Source organism: Methylobacterium sp. 2A (assembly GCF_009806555.1).
GTDB lineage: Bacteria > Pseudomonadota > Alphaproteobacteria > Rhizobiales > Beijerinckiaceae > Methylobacterium.
The window spans coordinates 55,171-76,497 of the sequence record NZ_VUOK01000062.1; the positions used below are offsets into that span (position 1 = coordinate 55,171).

The 21,327-nt window shown below is 71.2% G+C and carries 17 protein-coding genes; 5 read left to right on the forward strand and 12 right to left on the reverse strand.

Annotated features, from left to right (window positions below):
- Positions 1-89: 89 nt before the first annotated feature.
- Together FVE89_RS28680 and FVE89_RS28685 are read left to right on the forward strand one after the other, a co-directional pair.
- Positions 90-374 carry a hypothetical protein gene (locus FVE89_RS28680; protein ID WP_161393559.1) on the forward strand — a complete coding sequence of 95 codons (285 nt, stop codon included), beginning with the start codon at positions 90-92 and terminating at the stop codon, positions 372-374.
- Positions 375-422: 48 nt separating this feature from the next.
- Positions 423-1,721, forward strand: a complete 1,299-nt coding sequence (locus FVE89_RS28685; RefSeq protein ID WP_161393560.1) for an NAD(P)/FAD-dependent oxidoreductase — start codon at positions 423-425, stop codon at positions 1,719-1,721.
- A gap of 74 nt (positions 1,722-1,795) precedes the next feature.
- Here FVE89_RS28685 and FVE89_RS28690 read toward each other — a convergent pair whose 3' ends face one another.
- Positions 1,796-5,233 (reverse strand): SbcC/MukB-like Walker B domain-containing protein, encoded by a 3,438-nt coding sequence (locus FVE89_RS28690; RefSeq protein WP_161393561.1) that lies wholly within the window; start codon positions 5,231-5,233, stop codon positions 1,796-1,798.
- A 173-nt stretch (positions 5,234-5,406) separates the two neighbouring features.
- Between FVE89_RS28690 and FVE89_RS28695 the strand changes: the two genes are divergently transcribed.
- A complete protein-coding gene (locus FVE89_RS28695; protein WP_161393562.1) occupies positions 5,407-7,083 on the forward strand; it encodes a methyl-accepting chemotaxis protein in 1,677 nt (558 codons plus the stop codon).
- 9 nt (positions 7,084-7,092) lie between these two features.
- Here the strand turns inward: FVE89_RS28695 and FVE89_RS28700 are convergent, their stop codons facing one another.
- The 9 genes from FVE89_RS28700 to FVE89_RS28740 form a co-directional block, all read right to left on the reverse strand.
- On the reverse strand, positions 7,093-7,719 hold the full coding sequence (locus FVE89_RS28700; protein ID WP_161393563.1) for a DUF4194 domain-containing protein: 627 nt from the start codon (positions 7,717-7,719) through the stop codon (positions 7,093-7,095).
- Positions 7,712-9,082, reverse strand: coding sequence for a Wadjet anti-phage system protein JetA family protein (locus tag FVE89_RS28705; RefSeq protein WP_161393564.1), 1,371 nt, complete (start codon positions 9,080-9,082; stop codon positions 7,712-7,714). The genes FVE89_RS28700 and FVE89_RS28705 overlap by 8 nt, the downstream gene beginning before the upstream one ends.
- 35 nt (positions 9,083-9,117) lie before the next feature.
- A complete protein-coding gene (locus tag FVE89_RS28710) occupies positions 9,118-9,546 on the reverse strand; it encodes an FKBP-type peptidyl-prolyl cis-trans isomerase (RefSeq protein WP_161393565.1) in 429 nt (142 codons plus the stop codon).
- Between the two features lie 203 nt (positions 9,547-9,749).
- Positions 9,750-11,846, reverse strand: a complete 2,097-nt coding sequence (locus tag FVE89_RS28715) for a methyl-accepting chemotaxis protein (protein WP_161393566.1) — start codon at positions 11,844-11,846, stop codon at positions 9,750-9,752.
- 282 nt (positions 11,847-12,128) lie between these two features.
- On the reverse strand, positions 12,129-13,307 hold the full coding sequence (locus tag FVE89_RS28720) for a carbohydrate porin (protein WP_161393567.1): 1,179 nt from the start codon (positions 13,305-13,307) through the stop codon (positions 12,129-12,131).
- 685 nt (positions 13,308-13,992) lie between these two features.
- Positions 13,993-15,213: a bifunctional phosphopantothenoylcysteine decarboxylase/phosphopantothenate--cysteine ligase CoaBC gene (gene coaBC / locus FVE89_RS28725; protein ID WP_161393568.1), complete on the reverse strand. Its 1,221-nt coding sequence runs from the start codon at positions 15,211-15,213 to the stop codon at positions 13,993-13,995.
- 44 nt (positions 15,214-15,257) lie between these two features.
- A complete protein-coding gene (locus FVE89_RS28730; protein ID WP_161393725.1) occupies positions 15,258-15,983 on the reverse strand; it encodes a di-trans,poly-cis-decaprenylcistransferase in 726 nt (241 codons plus the stop codon).
- Between the two features lie 77 nt (positions 15,984-16,060).
- Complete coding sequence (locus tag FVE89_RS28735; protein ID WP_161393569.1) at positions 16,061-16,450, reverse strand: transcriptional regulator; 390 nt, start codon at positions 16,448-16,450, stop codon at positions 16,061-16,063.
- Positions 16,437-17,054 carry a hypothetical protein gene (locus FVE89_RS28740; RefSeq protein ID WP_161393570.1) on the reverse strand — a complete coding sequence of 206 codons (618 nt, stop codon included), beginning with the start codon at positions 17,052-17,054 and terminating at the stop codon, positions 16,437-16,439. The genes FVE89_RS28735 and FVE89_RS28740 overlap by 14 nt, the downstream gene beginning before the upstream one ends.
- 299 nt (positions 17,055-17,353) lie before the next feature.
- Here FVE89_RS28740 and uvrB point away from each other — a divergent pair, with 299 nt between their 5' ends.
- Complete coding sequence (gene uvrB, locus FVE89_RS28745; protein ID WP_161393571.1) at positions 17,354-20,098, forward strand: excinuclease ABC subunit UvrB; 2,745 nt, start codon at positions 17,354-17,356, stop codon at positions 20,096-20,098.
- A 14-nt stretch (positions 20,099-20,112) separates the two neighbouring features.
- Here uvrB and FVE89_RS28750 read toward each other — a convergent pair whose 3' ends face one another.
- The gene (locus FVE89_RS28750) at positions 20,113-20,325 is read right to left on the reverse strand and encodes a hypothetical protein (RefSeq protein WP_161393572.1); all 213 of its coding nucleotides are present in this window, start codon (positions 20,323-20,325) and stop codon (positions 20,113-20,115) included.
- Positions 20,326-20,463: 138 nt separating this feature from the next.
- On the opposite strand from FVE89_RS28750, the gene FVE89_RS28755 reads away from it, so the two are divergent.
- Positions 20,464-20,997, forward strand: a complete 534-nt coding sequence (locus FVE89_RS28755) for an ankyrin repeat domain-containing protein (protein WP_161393573.1) — start codon at positions 20,464-20,466, stop codon at positions 20,995-20,997.
- A gap of 2 nt (positions 20,998-20,999) precedes the next feature.
- Here FVE89_RS28755 and FVE89_RS28760 read toward each other — a convergent pair whose 3' ends face one another.
- Positions 21,000-21,317, reverse strand: coding sequence for an addiction module antidote protein (locus FVE89_RS28760; RefSeq protein ID WP_161393574.1), 318 nt, complete (start codon positions 21,315-21,317; stop codon positions 21,000-21,002).
- Between the last annotated feature and the right edge of the window lie 10 nt (positions 21,318-21,327).

Consider the following 21,327-nt stretch of genomic DNA (forward strand, 5'->3'; position numbering starts at 1 on the left):
GTGCACACGCCGTCCGGCGGCCTTCCGGAGTAGGGGGCGCCGGTCTATGACCGCCGCGACGCGACAGCGCCGCGGCGAGGAGGCGCCCGATGACCGACAACCTGCACGAGGGACCCCTGTCCCCCGTCACGCAGCAGGCGCCCCCCAGGAAGCCGACATGGCGGGAGGAGCGGCGTCTGCGCCGCCGCCGCCGGAAGCGGGGCGAGGAGATCCTCGCCTGGTTTCTCGTGCCGCTGATCTGCGTCGGCATCTACCTGGGCGTCAGCGCAAGCTTCGACTTCTTCGGCACCTCGCCGGGTCAGGTCTGGGACCAGCTGATGCAGGTCAAGGCGATGATGGAGAAGCGCTCGAGCAACCCGGGCGCGCGCGGCTAGCACGCGGCGCCCTCTCGGGCGGCTCCGGGACCTGACCGAGGAGCCGCCATGCAACCGACCCGACGCGCGATCCTGGCCGCCCCGCTGCTCGCCACCCCGGCGCTGCGTGCGAGCGCCCGTCGCGGCACCGTGGTGGTGGTCGGCGCCGGATCCGCGGGTCTGGCGGCGGCGGCCCGTCTGCGGGATGCGGGCCAGACCGTCACCGTGCTGGAGGCGCGGGACCGGATCGGCGGCCGCGCCTTCACCGACACGGCCTTGGGTCCGGACTGCCCGTTCGATGCCGGCGCCGAGTACATCCATTGGGCCGAGCACAATCCCTGGGCGCCGATCGCCCGGGCCGCGGGTGCCCGGTTCGCCCGCGAGGACGGCTGGGCGCGGACCCTCACCATCGACGGCCGCGCCGCCACGGACGCGGAGCGGGCGGCCCGGCGGGTGGGGTTCTCCGGCCTCGACGCGCTGCTGCAGCCCAAGAACGGCGATCCGTCACTCGCCGAGGCGGCCCGGGCCGGCGGTCCCAGCGCCGAGCAGGCCGCGGCGGGCCTGAGCCGGCTGTCGCTCGGCGAGGATCCCGAGCGCGTCTCGGCGGTCGATTACGACCGGCTCTGGTCCGGCACCGATCTCTGGGTCGACGGCTACGGTGCCCTCGTGGCGCGCCACTTCGCCGACGTGCCGGTGCGGCTCGGCTGTCCGGTGCAGGCGATCGACTGGTCCGGGCCGGAGGTCCGGGTTGAGTCGGCGGGGGGCACCCTGACGGCGGCGGCCGTCATCGTGACGGTACCGGTGGGCGTGCTGCATGGCGGCGCCCTCCGGTTCACGCCCGACCTGACCGAGACCCACCGGGCGGCGCTGGATGGGCTGCACATGGGGGCCTACACCAAGATCGGCCTGCGCCTCGACCCGGGCAAGATCGACCCCGCGGCGTTCGGGGACGCGGTCTCGATCGCGACCGGCGGCCCGACGCTCTACTTCGAGATGGGTCCGTTCGGGCGGCCGCTCGCGGTGGCCAATCTCGGGGGCGACGGCGCCCGCGACCTGTGCCGCGCCGGCGAGGCGGAAGCGGTCGCGCTGGCCACCGAGCGCCTGGGCGCGATCCTGGGCGGCAAGGCGCGGGGCGCGGTGCTGGGGGGACGGCTCGCCTCCTGGTGGACGGATCCTTACGCGCACGGCTCCTACGCCATCGTGTCGCCGGGCCACGCGGAGGCACGCGATCGCCTGCGCGCGCCGCTGGGGGGCCGGGTGTTCCTCGCCGGGGAGGCCCTGGCCGGCGGCGGCGCCATGACGGTCGGCGGTGCGACGCTCGACGGCGAGCGCGCGGCGCGGGACGTGCTGAAGGCGCTGGGGGCGTGAAGCGCACCTAACGTTCCCTTCCCCGCAAAAGGGGTGGGCGGTAAGCGGAGCCGCCAGCCCGCTCACCCGCACCCTCACTCCGCCGCGTCCGCCTGCCGGAACCCCTCGATCCCGATCTGATCCGGGTTGATCGCGTGCAGCGCCCGCCGGGCCGCCTCGAGGGGGTGCTCGGCCTCGATCCGGACCGAGGTCAGGTCCGGGCTCTTGTAGACGGTGACGATGGTGTCCATCACCTCGGTGAGCGTCGTGCGCTTGTCCTCCGGCGCCGCGATCAGGAGTTGCAGGCCCCAGGCCCGGTAGAGATCGACCAGCGCCTGGCTGTTGCGCACGTCGAGCTTCGAGAAGGCCTCGTCGAGGAGGCACAAGCCCAGGCCCGGATTCTCGTCGCCCGGCCGGTCGCCGGGATAGTAGGCGCTCGCCAGCGAGGCCGCGATCGCCACGTAGAAGGGCGCCTGCGCCTCGCCGCCCGAGCCGCGCAAAGCCCGCGCCGACATGGTGGTGCGGTTGCCCGCCCGGTCGCGCATCCCGATCTCGTACACGAAGTAATTGCGATAATCGGCGAGCCGCGCCGCGTCCTCCTCGCCGGCGATCAGCGCGGTGATCTCGGCAAGCGCCGACGCCATCGGACCCTCGGCGGCGCCGTCGAGCAGCGCCTGCGCGGCCTCGGGCGAGCGCGCGGTCTCGGTGGCGAGCGCGTGGACCGCGGCGTAGCGCCGGTCCACCGCCGCCTCGAACGCGTAGGTCTGGCCCGTGAAGCTGCGAGCCGAAAGCCGCTCGTTCAGCGCCTCGAGCCGGGCCTGGACCCGCTCGAACCGGTCGGCGAGGCGGGTCAGCAGATCCTCGGTCATGAGGCGGCGCATCTCGACCTCGGCCCGCTCGGCCTGGGCCCGGTAGCGCCGCAATTCGTGGGCCTCGACCGCCTCGTACTCGCGCCGGACCCAGGCGAAGCCGTCGATTGCCGGCGCATCGCCCTGGTTCAGGGGATTCTCGACCCGCCACGCGGCGCAGGCCTCGGCCAGCTCGCGCTCGGCGATCCGCCCGTGCGAGCGCGCCGCCTCGGCGGCTTCCCGGGCGCGGCCCCGCTCGGCCGTGGCGCGGGATCCGGCCGCCTTGGCGTCGAGGCCGACGAGCGCCTGACGGGCCGCGGCGATCACGCCGACGTCGAACGCCTCGGAGCGGGCGACGCGGACCCGGGCGGCATCGCCCCCCATCAGCTGGCGCAGGGCCGCGCGCCGGGCCGAGAGGGCGGCACGGGCGGCCTCGCGCATGGTCACCAAACGGGCGCGGAGCGCCGCCTCGTCGGCGAGCAGGCGGTCGAGTTTCGGCTCCAGCTCCTCCGACAGCTCGCGCAGGTAGGCGACCCGCTCCGTCGTCAGCGCCGCGATCTCGGCGGTGAGGCCGGCCGTGTCGCGCTTCTCGATCCCCTCGCGCTCGGTCTGGAGGGTTCGCCGCCGCCCGTCGAGCCCGTCGAGCTCGGCCCGGAGCGTGTCGATGTCGTCGAGGCCCCGGGCGATGCGCGCCCGGATCGAAGCGGCGGTCCGGGCGGCCTCGCGCAGCACGGCCGCCTCGCCGCGCAGGCGCCGCGCCTCCGCCACCGCGGCCTCGTGGACGCGCCGGCTGTCCACGGTCGGGCCGCGATGGCCGCGGGTCATCAGCAGATCGACGCTGCGGGTCACCGAATACGCCATGCCGGCGGTGGTCCGCCCGCTCGGCGCCACCGCGCGGGCGAGGCGGGCGAGCTCGGCGTCATCCTTGGCGAGATCGTAGCCGCCGAGGCGCACCCCCAGGAACGCCTCGGCGTGCGGGTCGCTGGTCTCGATCACCGTGAGCGGCCCGTCATCGTAGCGGCGGGCGCGCTGCCTGGCGGTGTCCGTAGTCTTGACGAGAATGCAGCGGTGGAACCGGTCGCGGCCGGCTTGCAGCACGCCGAGCGCCTCGTTCAGCCGGTCGGGCGCCACCACCAGCGCCTCCCGGGCGCGCCCGAGCAGGCCTTCGAGGGCCGGCCCCCAGGTCGGATCGACGATCTCGGCCAATTCGCAGATCGGCACGGCGTCGATACCGCGCCGCTCCAGCTCGCCGCGGAACGCCACCGTGTCGGAGGACAGGCGCGCCGCCGGGCCGGCGCCGGTGCGGGGCGCGGTGCGCTCAGCCTCGCTCTCCTGGGCGCGGGCCTTCAAGGCCGCATCCTCGGCGGCCCGCTCCAGGATCTCGTCAAACTCGGGCAGCCGCGCCAGCCCGTCGACCAGTTCGGCGAGCGACCCCTCGGGCCGCAGGATTTCCTCCGGCGGTGATTCCCGGCGCAGCCCGGCCCGGGCGCAGGATTCGGCCAAGCGCGCCGCCTGCGGACAGCCCTGGCGCAGGATCGGGGCGACCGGCTGGAGCTTGCCCATCTGGCCGACGAGCCCGACCAGATCGGCGATCCGCCCGGTGAGCTCCTTCCGGTCGCGCTCCAGCATGGAGAGGCCGAGGGTCGAGGCGGCGAGCCGCCCCTCGGCGGCGCTGGCGGCGGCGAGCGCCTTCTTCTCGGCGATCTCCCCGTCGATGTCGCGCACGAAGCCGCGGCTCGCCGCCACGCGCTCCCGGGCGATGCGCAGGGCGTCGGCCCCCTCGCGCAGGCGCGTGCGCACCGCCACGAGGTCGAGGCTGCGGCGGCGCAACTCGGCGCAGGCCGCGTTCAGCTCGTGGGCGGCCGCGGCGAGCACCGACTCGCTCCAGGCCTCGTAGCGGTCCTTCAGGCGGCGCAGGCGCGCGAGCCGGCTCTCCAGCTCGGCGATCGTCTCCAGGAGCCGGCGCCAATTGGCGATGGACTGGCGCACGCGGTCGACGTCGAGCGGCTCCGGCTCCAGCACGAAGGCGCGCACGAAGGCGCTGGTGTCGAAGATCGGCTTGAACGCCACGGCGTTGGCGAAGCTGCGCAGGAAGTGGCGCGGCTCCGGCGCCGGCGCGCCCTCGCGCAGGGTGGCCAGCACATCGGCCGTGAAGCGCTCGCCGGAGGTCCGGTACTCGGTGAAGCTCGCCGCCCGCGCCCGCAGATCCCCGGCGATCTCGCTCCAGGGCGCGGTGTAGGTGCCGCCGGGGGCGGTGCGGGCGTAATCGGCGATCTCGAACCGGTGCCCGACCGCGATGAAGCGCGACAGCACGGTCTCCTTCGGCTCGACCGCCCGGGCCGCCAGCGCCAGCCCGACCGTGACGACGCGGCCGGAGGCCGGGTTCTCGAACACCAGGGCCAGCACGGTCTCGCAGGATTCCCGGGTCGGGCGGCCGCCCTCCGCGGGATCGCTGATCCAGCCGAGGCAATAGTCGCGCACCGTGCGGGCGCTGCGCCCGGAGGCCGAGGCGTTCAGCGCGAGGCGGCTCGCGTTGTTGCCGGCCAGCACCGTGCCGACCGCGTCGAAGATCGTCGACTTGCCGGCCCCGGTCGGCCCGACGAGCGCGGCAGCCCCCCGCAACCGGATCTGCTCGCGGCGGATCAGATACCAGTTCGAGATGGCGATATCGGTGAGGACGTACACGATGTCGGTGAGCCGGCCCGGAATCGAAAATCAACCGGCTCAGTTGGCCGGACTCGGCAGCGTATGCAAGCCGGTGACAGAGGCCGTGACGAATCAAGTTCTGCGCGAACCGCCAGCTTGCCCACGGGTACTCCCCCGGTATCGTGGCTAAAGGGCAGGTATATGACAAGAACATGCGCGCAACCGTAAAAGCAAAACTCGGCGGCTTGTTCCTGTTTCTGCTTATCGCGGCCGCGATACAGGGCGGAATGACGATCGCCCGGATGAGATTGGTCGACCTTCAATTGACCGGACTGCTCGATAGAGCGTTGCCGTCTTTGGATGCGGTCGAAACCATCAGCGCGTTGACTGTCAAAGCGCGCCTGCTGCAGGTGCGGTTCGCGACGGCGGACACGGAGGCCGAGCGCGAGGCGGGCCGCGCGGCGGTTGAGGAGATGCTCAAGGATCAGGCGGCCCGGGTCGAGGCCTACAAGGCGCGGATCACCGCGCCGGACGAGCAGGTCCTCTACGACACGCTGGTCGCCAAGCTGAAGGCCCAGCACTACGCCTGGGAGCGGCTGCGCGGGATGAGCCTCAACCAGCGCGAGGCGGCGATGGCCTATTACCGGGGGGCCATGAACGCCCGCTACCAGGATGTCGCGAACGCCGCGCGCGCCCTGGTGGACCGGCATGTCAGGGCCGTCGCGGAGGCCGGCCAGTCCGCCCGGGAGAGCCAGGCCAGCGCGGTCTCGACGACCATCGCCATCCTGGCCGCCATGCTGGTGATCGGCCTCGGCGCCATGCTGTACGCGCTGCTCGGGGTCTCGCGGCCGATCACCGTGATGACCGACGCCATGCGCCGGCTCGCGGGCGGCGATACCGACTCGGCGGTGCCCTATGCGGGGCGCCGGGACGAGATCGGCGCCATGGCGGCGGCCGTGCAGGTCTTCCGGCAGAACCTGATCCAGACCCGCGCCCTGGAGGCGGAAGCGGCCCGCGCCCGCGCGGAGGCCGAGGGGCAGCGCCGGCAGGCGATGGGCGACCTCGCCGAGCGGTTCGAGACCGCCATCGGCGGCATCGTCCGCACGGTCACGGCGGCGGCGACGCAGCTCCAGGCGACCGCCCAGGCGCTCACCGCGACGGCGACCCGGACGGCCGACCGCTCCGGCGACGCGCGCGCGGCCGCCGCGGAGGCCGCCGCCAACGTCAACACCGTGGCGGCGGCGGCCGAGGAACTCGGCTCTTCGGTGGACGAGATCGGCCGTCAGGTGGTGGCCTCGGCGGATCTGGCGCAGGTCGCGGTCCGCGAGGCGGGGGCGACCACCGATCTGGTGCAGGCGCTGAGCACCGGAGCCCGGTCGATCCGGGAGGTGGTCACGCTGATCTCGCAGATCGCCGACCGGACCAACCTTCTGGCACTCAACGCGACCATCGAGGCGGCCCGGGCCGGCGATGCCGGCAAGGGGTTCGCGGTCGTCGCCGCCGAGGTGAAACAGCTCGCCGAGCAGACCGCGAAGGCGACCGGGGAGATCGGCCGGCAGATCGGCCAGATCCAGGGTTCGACCGACCACGCCGTCCGCGCCATCGACGGCATCGCGGGGCGGATCCGCGAGATCGACGCCACGGCGACCACGATCGCCAGCGCGGTGGCGCAGCAGGGGGCGGCCACGCAGGAGATCGTCCGCAACGTCGCCCAGGCGGCGGCCGGAACCAGCGCCGTCACGGCCAACATCACGGAGGTGGCCGGCGCGGCCGACGCGACCGGCGCGGCGGCCGGACAGGTGCTGCGCGCGGCCTCCGAGATGGCCGAGCAGGCGGCCCGGCTCGGGAGCGAGGTCGAGCATTTTCTGGCGACCGTTCGGGCGGCCTGATCGGTCCGGTCAGGCCTCCCCGGCCTCCGACCACGCCCGCAGGCGCTCCAGCCACGCGTCGGAGGCCAGCACCACCACGCCGGGCAGCAGCGCGAGCGGCGTTACCCGCTCGACCCGGTCGCGCTCGCCGAGCCGCAGGCCGCCGCGCCGCGCGTAGAGCCGCAGGATGTCGGCGAGCCGGCCCTCCTCGGGGGGCTCGTTGCGGGCGACCGTCCGGATTTTTTCCACGATCTCGTCGGTGGTGCATTCGACGATCCCGTCCGTGCCGACGCGGTGGTCGCGCAGGCCCTCCTCGTAGAGGAGCCGCAGCGCCAGCAGCACCAGGGTCTCGTCCTTGCGCAGGCGCTCCGACATGATGTCGTGCCGCGGCGCGTCCGCGGCGGGGCTCAGCGAGACCATCTGGTCGCGGTGCGACACCGTCAGCGCGTAGCCCAGGCAGGCGAAGTAATCGGTGAAGAACGGCGCGTAGTGCCGGGCGAGCTCGTAGGAGCGGCCGATATTCGGTGTGTCGGCATAGATCACCTGCCCCTTCAGCAGGACCTGGAGGGCGCGGCTGAGCTCTTCGGCGTCCGGCGCCCGGGCCCCGGGGGGCGCGGGCTCGTCGCCGTCGATGATGGCGCGGAAACCTTCAAGCACGGGGGCGCCGCTCCAGCAGGAAATCCGGGCAGTCGAGCCAGCCGTTGGCGACGCGCTCAGGCAGGCGGGTGACGGCGTAGCGTTCGCCGAGCTTGGCGTCGAACAGCACGTCGATCTCGCGCAGACGCTGGAACACGATGAAGTCGTCGACGCCCGCGATCGTGATTTCCGACCCGCGCAGCCGCACCGCCTTGCCGAGGCGGGCCTCCACGAAGGCCGTCATGCTCTCCGGCGTCACGGTGGTGCGGCGGCGGAACTCCGCCTTGGCGGCCGCGAAGGCGTCGACCACGGGATCGTCCTCGATGTCGGGCAGGGGTTCCATGTCGATCGCCGCCTTGCGCGCCCGCGGCATCTGGAGATGCGCGTGGCCGATCGGCGGGCGCAGCAGCGCGACATCGGTCGGCACGTCGGGGGCGATCTCGGAGCCGCCGACCGCGCGCAGCATCGCGGCGGCGCGCTCGACGCCGCCGGGATCCGGCCGGTCCATGACATGCAGGGCGGCGGCAATCCGGCGTTCCAGCCGCGCCACCACCGCATCGACCGCGTCGAGATGGTTGTCGAGCCCCTCGAACACCGTGAGGATCTGGGCGAGGTCGGCCCGCACCGCCCGCTGCGCGGCGTCGAGATCGGGGCTGCGGCCCTCGCGGATCAGGCCCTCGGCCAGCGCCCGAACCGTGAGGGCGTCGCGCAGGGCCCGGCCGGCCTCGCGGACCACGCTGGCGCGGAAGCGGAACGGGTTGAAGCGCGTGTGCAGCGTCCGGTAGTCGCTGATCAGGTGGCGCTCGACGAAATCCTCGAAGAACAGCCGGAAGGTCTTGGCCCGGTCGGGCTCGCGCAGGATGCGCTCCTCGACCTTGCGCATGCCGGCGGCGAGGCCGCGCACATGCGCCAGGAAGGCGGCCGACGCCCGGGCTGCGTTGGCCAGGGCCTCGGAGCGGCTGCCGGGATCCGACAGGGCGCTCTCCAGCCCGCCCAGCACCTCCAGCACGGCGCCGCCGTAGGAGCGGGTCTCGCCCCGTTCGAGACGGGACAGTTCCTCGAGGAGGAGCCGCGCCTCGGGGTCGAACTCCACCACCGGCACGTAGCGCTCGCGGCGCTCGATCAGCCAGCCGGTGTCGAGCAGGCGGCGGTAGAGGGCGGTGCGGCGCTCCGTGGGATCGGCCGAGATCGGCTCGTCGCCGCTGACCTCGGGATCGCTCCAGCCCGCCGCGAAGTCGCCGATCTCGGCCAAAAGTTCGGCCTTGCGCACCGGCTCGGCCCCGAGGACGCGCCGGTGCAGGTGCAGCAGCAGGGCCGCGTTGAAGCCGCGGCTCGGGGAGGCCAGCGGCTTGAACAGCTCGTCGGGCAGCTGCGCGAACAGCATGTTTTGGGGACTTTCGCCGTCGCGCAGCCGTGACCTTACTTCGCGCCGAGGAGTTCGACGTCGAAGATCAGTGTGGCGTTCGGCGGGATGACGCCGCCGGCGCCCCGGGCGCCGTAGCCGAGCTGCGGCGGGATGATCAGGGTGCGCTTGCCGCCCACCTTCATGGTGGCGACGCCCTCGTCCCAGCCCTTGATCACCTGGCCGGCGCCGAGGGGGAACGAGAACGGCTGGTTGCGGTCGCGGGAGGAGTCGAACTTCTTGCCCTTCTTGCCGCCCTCGTCGAGCCAGCCGGTATACTGGACGGTGACCTGCTGACCGGCCTTGGGCTCCGGCCCGGTCCCGACGACCTCGTCCTGATACTTCAGCCCGGAGGGCAGCGTGACGGTCTCGGCAGTGGCGGCAGTGCTGGCGGCAGTGCTCATGGCGATCAACGCGGCTCCGGCGATGAGGGACAGGCGAGGCATGGTTTCTCCCCGAAACCGGCGCCGTGCGCGCCGGCCGTCGCGCGCCTTCTAGCGATTCGGGCCGCGGCAGGCCAGGGAGGCCGCCGGAGATCCGGTCGAAGGATCGGAGCCGCTCCCGTCGCGCCGCCCTCGGCCACAGCTTCGAGCCCCTCCGGGGGCGCTCCGCACCGACCGGCAGCCGGGTCGATGCGGAGCGCTCGGGCTCAAGCCGCCTGGAGGCCGGCGAGGAAGCGCTCGACCTCGGTCGAGAGATAGTCGGATTGACGCGACAGCACGGACGCGTCGCCGAGCACATGCTCCGCCGCCCGCCCGGTTTCCTCGGCCGCACCCGCCACGCCGGCGATATTGTCGGTGACCTCCGCGGTGCCCTGCGCCGCCTGGCCGACGTTGCGAACGATCTCCTGGGTCGCGGCGCCCTGCTCCTCGACCGCCGCGGCGATCGTGGCCGCCACCCCGTTGATCTCCTGGATCCGCGCCGTGATCGCGCCGATCGCCGACACCGCCTGCCCCGTGGAGGTCTGCACCCGGGCGATCTGATCGGCGATCTCCTGTGTGGCCCTGGCGGTCTGCTCGGCCAAAGCCTTCACCTCGCTCGCCACCACCGCGAAGCCGCGGCCCGCCGCGCCGGCGCGCGCCGCCTCGATGGTGGCGTTGAGCGCCAGCAGGTTCGTCTGGCCCGCGATGGTCGAGATCAGGCCGACCACGTCGCCGATCCGCGCCACCGCGCCGCTCAGCTCCTGCACCAGCGACGCGGTCTGGTCCGCCTCGGAGGCGGCCGCCTTCGCGAGTTCCGCCGACCCCTGCACCTGCCGGCCGATCTCCAGCACGGAGGTCCCCAGCTCCTCCGCGGCGGCCGCCACGGTGCTGACGTTGCCGGCCGCCTGTTCGGCCGCGGCCGCGACGGTGGTCGACCGGGCGGCAGTCTGGCCCGCCGTGGTCGTCATGCTCTGCGCGGTCACCTGCAGCTTGGAGGCCGAGCCCGAAACCTGCCCGATAATGTCGCCGACGGCGGCCTTGAAGGCGTCGGCCAGCTGGCGCATCCCGGTCCGCCGCTGGTCTTCGGCGGCGTGCCGCGCCGCCTCCGCCTCCGCCTCCAGGGTCCTGGTGCGGATCAGGTTCTCCTTGAACACCTGGACGGCGGACACGATCGGGCTGAACTCGTTCCGGTAGGCGCGCACCGGCACCTCGACCGCCGTGTCGCCCGCCGCCAGGCGCCGCATGGTCGTCGAGATCGTCCGGATGGGTCGCAGCACCCCGCCGAACAGGCAGAGCAGTCCGAGGGCCACGAGAAGCGTCACGGCGAGCAGGGCGGCGGCGTTCCGGATGAGGGTCGCCTGGGCCTCGGAGGCCAGGGTCTCGGCACGCGCCACCATCGCGTCGAGGGACGCGTAGGCGAGGTCGACGATCGTCATCTGATCGACGGAGTTGCGCCGCCGGAGTTCCTGGAACGTGTAGGGCAAGGCCGTCCGCTGGCTCAGCGCATCGAAGACCGCTCGGGCCATCCGAATGGGTTCGTCGTCGAAGTTGCTGGCCTTGGCTTTCAGGAAGGCGGCCCCCACGGGACCCGAGACGCCGGAGGCGGCCTCGGTGGTGGCCGTCCAGGCGGTCTGAACCCGGGCACGCTCCTCGGCGGCCGCGACGATCTCGGGCAGGGACCATGTGGTCCCGGCCGCGAGGGAGGTCTGCACCCGCAGGGCGACGTTCCCGATCGCGATCCGGGTCGCCCAGGCCGCGCGCTTGAGCGCGAGGTAGCGCTGCAGCACCGCGTCTGCGCGCGGGATGGCGGCCTCCACGGCGTCCATCGTGCCGGTCAGCGCGTCGAGCAGATCCTGGAAGGCCGCCAAGGTGGCGGGAAGGAGCTTCGGATCACGCTGCGCCTTCGACACGCGCAAGGCTTCGTCGATCCTGGGGCGGAGGGCCTGCATGGCCTCCTGCGCGGCGTTCAACCGGCCGAGCGTCGCCGACACGCTCGGCACGTCCAGGGCGCCCAGAAGGTCGCGGGCCGTTCGGAAACTCGCGCGCATCGCCTCCCGGCTCGTCGCGATCCCGGAGAGGATGTCGGGTTCCGCAGCGCCTTCCCCGCCGAGGGCCAGGGCTGCGCCCCGCTCGAGGCGCAGCGGCAGGATGGTCTTCAGCAGAGCCCGGCTCGCTTGCGCCAGCGTGACGGCTTCCGTCGCTTCGCGGGCCTGCATGCGCGCCTCGACCAGGGAACCCGTCGTATGAGCCAGCAACATCAGTGCCATCGCGAATATTGCCGCGCACATGGTCGCACGGATCGACAATTTTCCAAGCACGTTCATAACATCATTCCCAGTACGTCAATCGTCGATTGCCTTCTTCCGCCAGATTGGTACGGAATACAGGCACTTCCACGTCACAAGGCGCGGCGTTCCCATCGCACACCGGCGAGGACCTTCCGTTCACGCGTCGCCCGCGATCGCATGGCGGCGGATCGGGGCCGCAGCGCGCGGATCGCAGGTGGCATCGGGGGTGGCCGGTCTCGCCCGAGGATCGTCGAGCCGGGATGGCGCAGACCGCCCGGAACCGGTCTGCGACGCGGGGGCCGCCCACGGGACACGGCCTCAGAATGTCACCACGGACTTCACGCCGAACACGACCACGTCGGGCTTGGGGTCCGGACTCCCGCGCCGGGTGATGTATTGGATGTTGGGCCGGACGACGATGTCGTCGGCCACGTCGATGCTGTAGAACGCCTCGAGGAAACGCTCCTGCGTCGGCATCCGCCGCGACGTCTTGGCGAAGATGCCGTCCAGGGCGACGGCATGGACCAATCTGGGATTGGGCCGCGTCTGGCCGACGCCGAAACCGATCCAGTCGTTCGGGCGTCCTTGGCAGATGCCCTTGTAGATGAAGCCGGACGTCACCTGCTGCGAATAGGCGGCCGTGGCCTCCTCGCTCGCGACCGCCCGCAGGAAGGCCGAGACGGTCCGCTTCGGGTTGGCGGGCTCGGGACGGTACACCTCCTGAACGCCGACGAAGTAGAGGCCGTGGCGATCGTCCTGATAGAGCGGACGCCCCTTGTACAGGGCCATCGGCAGTCGCGCCTCGTTCAGAACCACGTCGAAGCCGCCGCTGGTCTCGTACCAGCCGCCGAGCTTGTAGCTCCCCGCGTACCCGTCAGGCCCGAATTTCGGGAACCAGCCGGCCTCCGAGAGGATAAGGGCGCCGATTCCCTGGCTGACGTCGAAACTGAAGCCGTCGAGCAGATTGGCGGGATTGATCTGGTAGGCGCCGACTTGGAGATAGGCCGTGTCCGGAGTCCCGACGCGCAGGCGCGTGGCCCATTGGCTCACCGGGAACTGGAAAATGTAGGCTCCAGCGATCTTTCCAGCCACCGCGCCACACAGGGCATTCAGCTGGAATTCGCAGGCGAAGGCCGCAAAATCGTCGCTCGTCGGCATACGGCCGATCTTCAGATCGACCCACGGGCCGAACCTCTGATCATACCAGAACTGGCTCAGTCTCCAGATCCGACCGCGGCCATAAATTTCCTCCACGCTCGTCTGGGTACCGAGCTTGGCATCGAGCGTCACGTCGCGACCGTGCCTCTGGCTGAGCGTGACGGTCGCGGAGGCGCCTTCCAGACCGAGCATGCGCTCGAAGTCGAAGATGCCCCGCACCGCGAACTGCCCCGCACCGCGCACGAGGGGCCCCCGGGCGCCGCCGGCGACATTGGTCGCCGCCTCGTACACGTAATCGAGGTTCAGCAGGACGCCGCGCTCCCACAGCAGATCGCGCAAGCCCCCCATGGATCCGAGAACGCCGAAATGCGGCGTGAGGTTCTGCGTGTCGGCGGAACCGGCCGCGGGGCGGGTCTCGGGAGCGGGCGACGAGGGCCGGACCAGCGGCGGACGCTCCGGCGCAGTCGGACTCGGCAGGTTCGGGGGAGCATCAGTCCCGGCAGCTTGAAATGGCTGCGCGGCACCACGCGTTGCCGGCATCACAAGCGAACCGGCGAGCACGAGCCCGGAGAAAACAGAAATGCATTTTCTCAACATGACGCTGTTTCAGACACCAGAAATTTTTGTCCTTCACCTGAGATAATTCTTATTTTTTCCTGAAGCGCAAGTATATTTTATTATTTCTTTAGGAACATAATTGTTGTTGTAACCCTAAACTACATATATAATCTCTAAATGTATCACCGATTACGCAAAAATAATCTATACGGCTATAACTTTATCGTCTATATTGAATATCTATTCCGAGTGCAGAGCGCACGAAGACGCACTCATTCCGAGAATATTTGAAGCATTCCAAAGTATCGATCGATAAGCCGGCAAAAATAGCGTCCGCCCCTCCCCGAAAGGGCGCGCCGGCGTCGCCTCAGGTGATTCGCAGAATCGCAAGCGCCCAGGATCGCTCAGCGGAGCCTGCGACAGCGGTAGTCCGGCGAAGGCGCATCCGCGGCCCGCGTGCCCGGTCTCAGCCGGCCAGCCTCGCGGCCAGACATGAAACCAGCCGCCGGGCGACCTCGTCCTTGCCGAGGCGCGGCCAGGATTCCACCGCGCCGTCCCGCTGGATCAGGTGGACCGCATTCTCGAACCCGCCCATGACCGCGCCTTCCGCCGAGACGTCGTTGGCGACGATCAGGTCGCAGCCCTTGCGGGCGAGCTTGGCGCGGGCATGGTCCAGCACCGTATCGGTCTCCGCCGCGAAGCCGACCACCAGGGCCGGGCGCCCCGTGGACCGGCGGGCGATCGTGGCGAGGATGTCGGGGTTCTCGGCGAGCGCCAGCGGGGCCGGGCCGGTACCGTCCTTCTTGATCTTCTTGGCGCCGGCCTCATGCTCGGGGCGCCAATCCGCCACCGCTGCGGCGAAGATCGCGATATCGGCCGGAAGCGCCGCCTCGACCGCCGCCAGCATCTCCCGGGCGGTCTCCACCCGGATGACGGTGACGCCCGGCGGATCCGGGATCGATACCGGCCCGGAGACCAGCGTCACGGCGGCGCCGGCCTGCGCGGCGGCCTGCGCGATGGCGTGGCCCTGGCGGCCGGAGGAGCGGTTGGCGATGTAGCGGACCGGATCGATCGGCTCGTGGGTCGGGCCGGAGGTCACGAGCACGTGCCGGCCCGCGAGGGGCCGATCGACGCCGATGCCCAGCATCCGCTCCAGGGCGTCGGCGATCTCGTGGGGCTCGGCCATGCGGCCGGGGCCGGTCTCGGGCTCGGCCATCCGGCCGGCATTGGGGCCGACGATGTGGACGCCGTCGCCCGCCAGGGTCGCGCGGTTGCGGCGGGTCGCCGGATGCGCCCACATCCGCACGTTCATGGCCGGGGCGATCAGGATCGGCAGGGCCGTGGCCAGCAGGATGGTGGTGGCGAGGTCGGCCGCGTGGCCGCCCGCCATCCGGGCCATCAGATTGGCGGTGGCGGGCGCCACCACCACGGCGTCGGCCTGCCGGGCGAGCTTGATGTGGCCGATCTCGGCTTCGCTGGCGCGGTCGAACAGGTCGGTATGGGCGCGCTCGCCGGCGAGCGCGGCGGCGGCGAGCGGCGTGACGAATTCCTGCGCCCCCGCGGTCAGGACCGGGCAGACGCTGGCGCCCCGCTCGCGCAGGCGCCGGATCAGGTCGAGGGCCTTGTAGGCCGCGATGCCCCCGCCGATGACGAGGAGAACACGGCGGCCGGCGAGGGTCTCATTCATAGAGGAAACCCTCTGCGCGGCTCGGCGTGCGCGTCAAGCGCCGCTCAGGCCGCCGCCGGAACCGCCGCCGTCTTCAGGCCGCCGAACCGGCGGTCCCGGCGCTGGAACTCCGCCATGGCCCCGGCGAGGTCCTCGGGACCGAAATCGGGCCACATCCGCTCGGTGAAGTGCAGCTCGGCATAGGCCGCCTCCCAGAGCAGGAAGTCGGACAGGCGCTGCTCGCCCCCGGTGCGGATCAGCAGGTCGACCTCCACGGGCGAGCCGTGCATCGGGCCCGCCACCAGCGCCCCGAAATCCTCGCGCGTCACGGCCGCCTCACTCTGGAGGCGCTGCGCCGCCGCGATGATCGCGTCGCGGGCTGAATAATCGACGCAGATCCGCAGGTGCAGGCGCGTCCCCGCCTCGGTGGCGGCCTCGGCGGCCGCGATCGCCTCCGGGATGCCCGCCGGAAGCCGGTCGCGGCGGCCCACGACGCTGAGCCGCGTGCCGGTGCGGGCGAGACGCTGGGTCTCGTTGCGCAGGTAGGAGCGCAGGAGCCGCATCAGCCCGCCGACCTCCTCGGCCGGGCGCTGCCAGTTGTCGGCCGAGAAGGCGTAGAGGGTCAGCGTGCCGATGCCGAGATCCGGGCAGGCCTCGGCGGTCCGCCGGATCGCCTCGACGCCGCGGTGATGCCCGGCGAGCCGGGGCAGGCCGCGCTGCGTCGCCCAGCGCCCGTTGCCGTCCATGATGATCGCGGCGTGCAGGGCCTTCGGCGCCGCCTCACTTTGCATCATAAAGTCTCCCGGCCAGAGCGTATCGGTGAAGTTTAACGGAGCGGCATTAACAGTCTTGGAATGCTTTAACGGTCTCACGCCGGTTTGGTGGCCGGATCGAGGCCATGCCGGCCCGATTCCGGCCCGGTTTCGGCGGCCTCCGCGGCGTCGCGGACGACCTGCTCCAGGACGCCGAGATAGCCGATGAAGCGCTGGCGGCCGCTCGCGGTCAGGCGGCACACCGTCTGCGGGCGGTTCTGCGCGAACCCCTTCTGGAGGGTGACGAAATCGGCCTCGCTCAGCACCGCGAGATGGCGGCTGAGATTGCCGTCGGTCAGGCCGCACAGGCGCTTCAGATCCGGGAAGGGCAACCCCTTGGGATGGGCCACCAGGGAGGTCAGCACGGAGAGCCGCGCCCGCTCGTGGATGATCCGGTCCAGCCCCTCGTAGGAGAAGCGGCCATCGCCGCGATCAGAGGCCGTCATCGCAGGCCCGGGCGCCGTGGTGAAGGATCGCAGCCAGCCAGGTCTGACCGACCAGGAAGGGCAGGCCCATGGCCCAGGGTGAGAGGAGGCGCGTCTCCGCCGAGAGGGCCAGCACGCCGAGCCCGGCGAGCAGATACCACGCCCCCACGCCCTGAACGCCCCGCGGCAGGATGCGCGCCGAGGCGAACAGGCCGAGGCCGACCAGAACCTGCCAGAGGCCCGGCAGCATCCAGACCTCCTCGGGCGCGAACCGGGCGATCACCAGAGCGAGGCAGGCCCCCGCGCCGGCCGCCGGCAGGAAGACCTCGATGGCGTTCCATACCATGGCGTCGGCGAGGCCGGAATGCAGGCGGCGCGTCCGCCGCACCGCTTCGATCCCGATCATCGCGAAGGCCGCCAGCGCGGCCGCGACCCAGAGTCCGAAGAACAGACCGGTCCGGACCGCCGGATCGCCGAGCCACAGGGCCTGTCCGGCCGCGCAGGCCAGGGCGAGGCCGCCGGTGGCGGCGATCGTCGCCGCCCCCACGCCGCGAAACGTCGTGTCCCGGGCGATCTGCGAACGGATCGCCACGATGTCGGCCAAGGCCTTGTCCAGGTCCTGCATCCGCCTCACGCCCCGGGGCTGCATCGTGCTTTGCGTTGCAAAGTAACGGCCCTTTCAGTCCGTCGCAAGCCAATTCGCCCGGCTCTTCAGCAGGTTCTCCAGACATGAGACCGGCGCATCCAGCCTGAAATGACGCGAAGACTACCTAAAGGTGGTATTCCAATAATTATCGCCCGCGATAGTGGCGGCATCACCAGAGCCGGACGGAGCCTCCGGCCGACGGTCCGATGGGCGCGACGCGGCAAATCTCCCGGCGCGACAGGGTTTCTCGCGGCGACCCACAGGCCCATATTGCGGTCATGCCCGCTCCGAAGAAATCGCGCGCCGCCTCCGTCTCGGCCTCGTCCGCCAAGGCGTCGAAGCCCGAGCTGAAGCCGCTCGACACCTATCTCGCCGCGTTGCTGAACCCGGCGCTCAACCGCAACAGGCTGGCGCCGGTCGAAGCGCCGCCCGAGCCGTCGGCGCGCCCGGGCAAGCCCAAGGCACGGGGCGGCAAAGGCGGGACCACGCCGGCCGCCACGCGCCGGGCGGAGCTCGCCCGCGACGGCTTCGCGGAGGCGCCGCAGGCCGGCTTCGCGCTGGGCGACGCGGCGGATGTCGATCCGCGCCTCGCCCAGGCGCTCGGCCTGACCCCGCCGGAGGACGGCCCCGCGCCGGAGGGTGCCGACCTGCCCGATCCCGGCGGCGATGGCGGCGCCTCGGCCACGGTGGCAGCTTTGGAGCGGCTGCTCACCGAGGGCAACCCGCTGTTCAAGGACGGCAAGACTTGGACGCCGCACCGGCCCGAGCGGCCGCAGAAATCCGAGGGCGGCGTCCGGTTCACGCTGAAATCCGAGTTCACGCCGGCCGGCGACCAGCCGAAGGCCATCGCCGAACTGGTCTCCGGGGTGCAGGCCCATGAGCGCGATCAGGTCCTGCTCGGCGTCACCGGTTCCGGAAAAACCTTCACGATGGCCAAGATCATCGAGGAGACGCAGCGCCCGGCCCTGATCCTGGCGCCCAACAAGACGCTGGCCGCGCAGCTCTACGGCGAGTTCAAGGCGTTCTTCCCCGACAACGCGGTCGAGTATTTCGTATCGTACTACGATTATTACCAACCTGAAGCGTATGTTCCACGTTCCGACACGTTCATAGAAAAAGAATCCTCGATCAACGAGCAGATCGACCGGATGCGCCACGCCGCGACCCGCGCCCTCTTGGAGCGGGACGACGTGATCATCGTCGCCTCGGTCTCGTGCATCTACGGTATCGGCTCGGTCGAGACCTACACGGCGATGTCGTTCACGGTCTCGCTCGGCGAGCGGATCGAGCAGCGCCAGCTGATCGCCGATCTCGTGGCCCTGCAATACAAGCGGATCCAGTCCGACTTCGCCCGCGGCACCTTCCGGGTGCGCGGCGATTCGATCGAGCTGTGGCCGGCTCACCTGGAGGATCGCGGCTGGCGGATCGGCCTGTTCGGCGACGAGGTCGAGAGCATCGTCGAGTTCGATCCGCTCACCGGCAAGACCATCTCCGAATTGAAGTTCGTGAAGGTCTACGCCAACTCGCACTACGTCACGCCGCGCCCGACGCTGCAGCAGGCGATCAAAGGCATCAAGCACGAGCTGAAGGGCCGGATCGAGGAGCTGACCAAGATGGGCCGCCTGATCGAGGCGCAGCGCATCGACCAGCGCTGCACCTTCGACATCGAGATGATCGAGGCCACCGGCGCCTGCAACGGCATCGAGAATTATTCCCGCTACCTCACCGGCCGGAAACCGGGCGAGCCGCCGCCGACCCTGTTCGAGTACCTGCCCGACAACGCGCTGGTCTTCACCGACGAGAGCCACGTCACCGTGCCGCAGATCGGCGGCATGTACCGGGGCGACTTCCGCCGGAAGGCGACGCTCGCCGAATACGGCTTCCGGCTGCCCTCCTGCCTCGACAACCGCCCGCTGCGCTTCGAGGAGTGGGACGCGATGCGCCCGCAGACCGTCCACGTCTCGGCCACGCCCGGCAAGTGGGAGATGGAGCAGACCGGCGGCGTCTTCGCCGAGCAGGTGATCCGCCCGACGGGTCTCGTCGATCCGGTGATCGAGGTGCGCCCGGCCCGCAGCCAGGTTGACGACCTGCTGGGCGAGGTCCGGGAAGTGGCCCAGGCCGGTTACCGGACGCTGGTGACGACGCTCACCAAGCGCATGGCCGAGGATCTGACCGAGTACCTGCACGAGAACGGCGTGCGGGTGCGCTACATGCACTCCGACATCGACACGCTGGAGCGAATCGAGATCATCCGCGACCTGCGGCTCGGCGCCTTCGACGTTCTGATCGGCATCAACCTGCTGCGCGAGGGCCTCGACATTCCGGAATGCGCCCTGGTGGCGATCCTCGACGCCGACAAGGAGGGTTTTCTCCGCTCGGAGACCTCGCTGATCCAGACCATCGGCCGCGCCGCCCGCAATGCCGAGGCGCGCTGCATCCTGTACGCGGACACCATCACCGGCTCGATGGAGCGGGCGATGGCCGAGACCGAGCGCCGCCGCGCCAAGCAGCTCGCCTACAACGCAGAGCACGGGATCACGCCGCAGAGCGTGAAGCGCGGCATCGCCGACATCCTGAGCAGCGTGTTCGAGCGCGACCATGTGCAGGTCGATACCGGCTTGGCCAAGGACGCCATCACGGTGGGCCACAACCTCAAGGCCGTGATGGCCGATCTGGAGAAGCGGATGCGCTCGGCCGCCGCCGATCTCGACTTCGAGGAGGCGGCACGCCTGCGCGACGAGCTGAAGCGCCTCCAGGCGACCGAGCTGCTGGTCTCCGACGACCCGATGGCCCGGCAGGGGGATGTCGAGCGCGAGGCCGGCAAGTTCGGCCGGAAGCCGCCCCGCGCGGCCGGGGGCAGCCGCATCGCCAAGCCCGACCTCGACAATATGGGGCCTGGGACGGACCGGGAGCTGCCGGCCGGGGCCGTGCCGTGGCAGGAGCGGCCGAAGCCGCGCTCGACCCAGGGGCTCGGCGGGCAGAAGCCGAAATACAAGGGCGGCGGGGGACGGCGGCGGGGATGAGCGCCGCCGGTGCTTCACGCGGCCTCGTGGTCCCGGCGATACAAGGCGGCGACCTCGCCGGCATCGACGATCGCCTGCGCGATCCGGACGACGAGGACGTTGCAGGCCTCGTCATAAGCCTGCGGATTCGCCTGAACGGCCGATTCGACGATGGCCCCCGCCTGCTCGCGCACGATCTCGCGGGCGGTGCGCAGCGCGTCGGCATAGGGCTCGAACGGTCGGGGCATCGTTACACTCCCGAGATGCCGGGTCTTCCGGCATCGGTAGGGGCCTGGAACGAGCGTCGCGCCAAAACTGTTCCCGCGAACGCCCAACCGCGGTACCGCATCGGCACGGATCAGATCCGGTTTTGAGACGAGCACCCGATGGCCTCAGACACGAACGCGCCCCCCACCCTCGACGACGACACCCTGGCCTTTGCCGCCAAGGTCTTCCAGTACGCCCGGATGGGCCACGCGGAGGAATTGGCCGACCTGTTCGGGCAGGGTTTGCCGGCGAACCTGCGCAACGACAAGGGCGACAGCCTGCTCATGCTCGCCGCCTATAACGGTCAGGCCGAGGCGGCCCGGGTGATCCTGGAAGCCGGCGGCGACCCGGAACTCGCCAACGATCGCGGACAGACGCCTTTGGCCGGCGCGGCCTTCAAGAACGACCTCGCGATGGCGCGGCTGCTGCTCCAGCACGGGGCCGCGGTGGACGGGACCGGCAACGGCACCCGCACCGCCCTGATGACCGCCGCGATGTTCGACCGGACCGAGATGGTCGAGCTCCTGCTCCAGCACGGGGCCGACCCGGACCGGCGCGACGCCTCCGGCCAGACCGCCGCCGACATGGCAAGGGCGATGGGCGCGCAGGCGACGCCGGGGCAGCTCGATGGGGCGGGGCGGCCGTCGCCGTGAGGTCAGCCGTGCTCGGCCGCTGCATCGTCTGACGGCATCACGGTCAGCGTGAGGCCGAGCGCCGACATCACACGCTGCACGGTATCGAAGCTCGGGTTTCCGGCCGGGGAGAGGGCCTTGTAGAGGCTCTCGCGGCCGAGGCCGCTCGCCTCGGCCACCGTCGCCATGCTTCGGGCCCGGGCCACATCGCCGAGGGCCCTGCGGAAGGCGGCAGGGTCGTTCTCCTCCAGGGCTGCCGACAGATAGGCAGCCGCATCCTTCGGCGAGCGAAGGTGACGCGCGACATCGAAGGGCCGCGTCTGGATGGTGGATCCGGCCATGTGCAACCTC

What these genes read in the sequence shown, in the direction of transcription:
- FVE89_RS28680 (WP_161393559.1), top strand. Translation starts at nt 90, where the DNA reads ATGACCGACAACCTGCACGAGGGACCCCTGTCCCCCGTCACGCAGCAG.
- FVE89_RS28685 (WP_161393560.1), top strand. Translation starts at nt 423, where the DNA reads ATGCAACCGACCCGACGCGCGATCCTGGCCGCCCCGCTGCTCGCCACC.
- FVE89_RS28695 (WP_161393562.1), top strand. Translation starts at nt 5,407, where the DNA reads ATGCGCGCAACCGTAAAAGCAAAACTCGGCGGCTTGTTCCTGTTTCTG.
- FVE89_RS28705 (WP_161393564.1), bottom strand. Translation starts at nt 9,082, where the DNA reads ATGCTGTTCGCGCAGCTGCCCGACGAGCTGTTCAAGCCGCTGGCCTCC.
- FVE89_RS28710 (WP_161393565.1), bottom strand. Translation starts at nt 9,546, where the DNA reads ATGCCTCGCCTGTCCCTCATCGCCGGAGCCGCGTTGATCGCCATGAGC.
- FVE89_RS28715 (WP_161393566.1), bottom strand. Translation starts at nt 11,846, where the DNA reads ATGAACGTGCTTGGAAAATTGTCGATCCGTGCGACCATGTGCGCGGCA.
- coaBC (WP_161393568.1), bottom strand. Translation starts at nt 15,213, where the DNA reads ATGAATGAGACCCTCGCCGGCCGCCGTGTTCTCCTCGTCATCGGCGGG.
- FVE89_RS28730 (WP_161393725.1), bottom strand. Translation starts at nt 15,983, where the DNA reads ATGCAAAGTGAGGCGGCGCCGAAGGCCCTGCACGCCGCGATCATCATG.
- FVE89_RS28735 (WP_161393569.1), bottom strand. Translation starts at nt 16,450, where the DNA reads ATGACGGCCTCTGATCGCGGCGATGGCCGCTTCTCCTACGAGGGGCTG.
- FVE89_RS28740 (WP_161393570.1), bottom strand. Translation starts at nt 17,054, where the DNA reads ATGCAGGACCTGGACAAGGCCTTGGCCGACATCGTGGCGATCCGTTCG.
- uvrB (WP_161393571.1), top strand. Translation starts at nt 17,354, where the DNA reads ATGCCCGCTCCGAAGAAATCGCGCGCCGCCTCCGTCTCGGCCTCGTCC.
- FVE89_RS28750 (WP_161393572.1), bottom strand. Translation starts at nt 20,325, where the DNA reads ATGCCCCGACCGTTCGAGCCCTATGCCGACGCGCTGCGCACCGCCCGC.
- FVE89_RS28755 (WP_161393573.1), top strand. Translation starts at nt 20,464, where the DNA reads ATGGCCTCAGACACGAACGCGCCCCCCACCCTCGACGACGACACCCTG.
- FVE89_RS28760 (WP_161393574.1), bottom strand. Translation starts at nt 21,317, where the DNA reads ATGGCCGGATCCACCATCCAGACGCGGCCCTTCGATGTCGCGCGTCAC.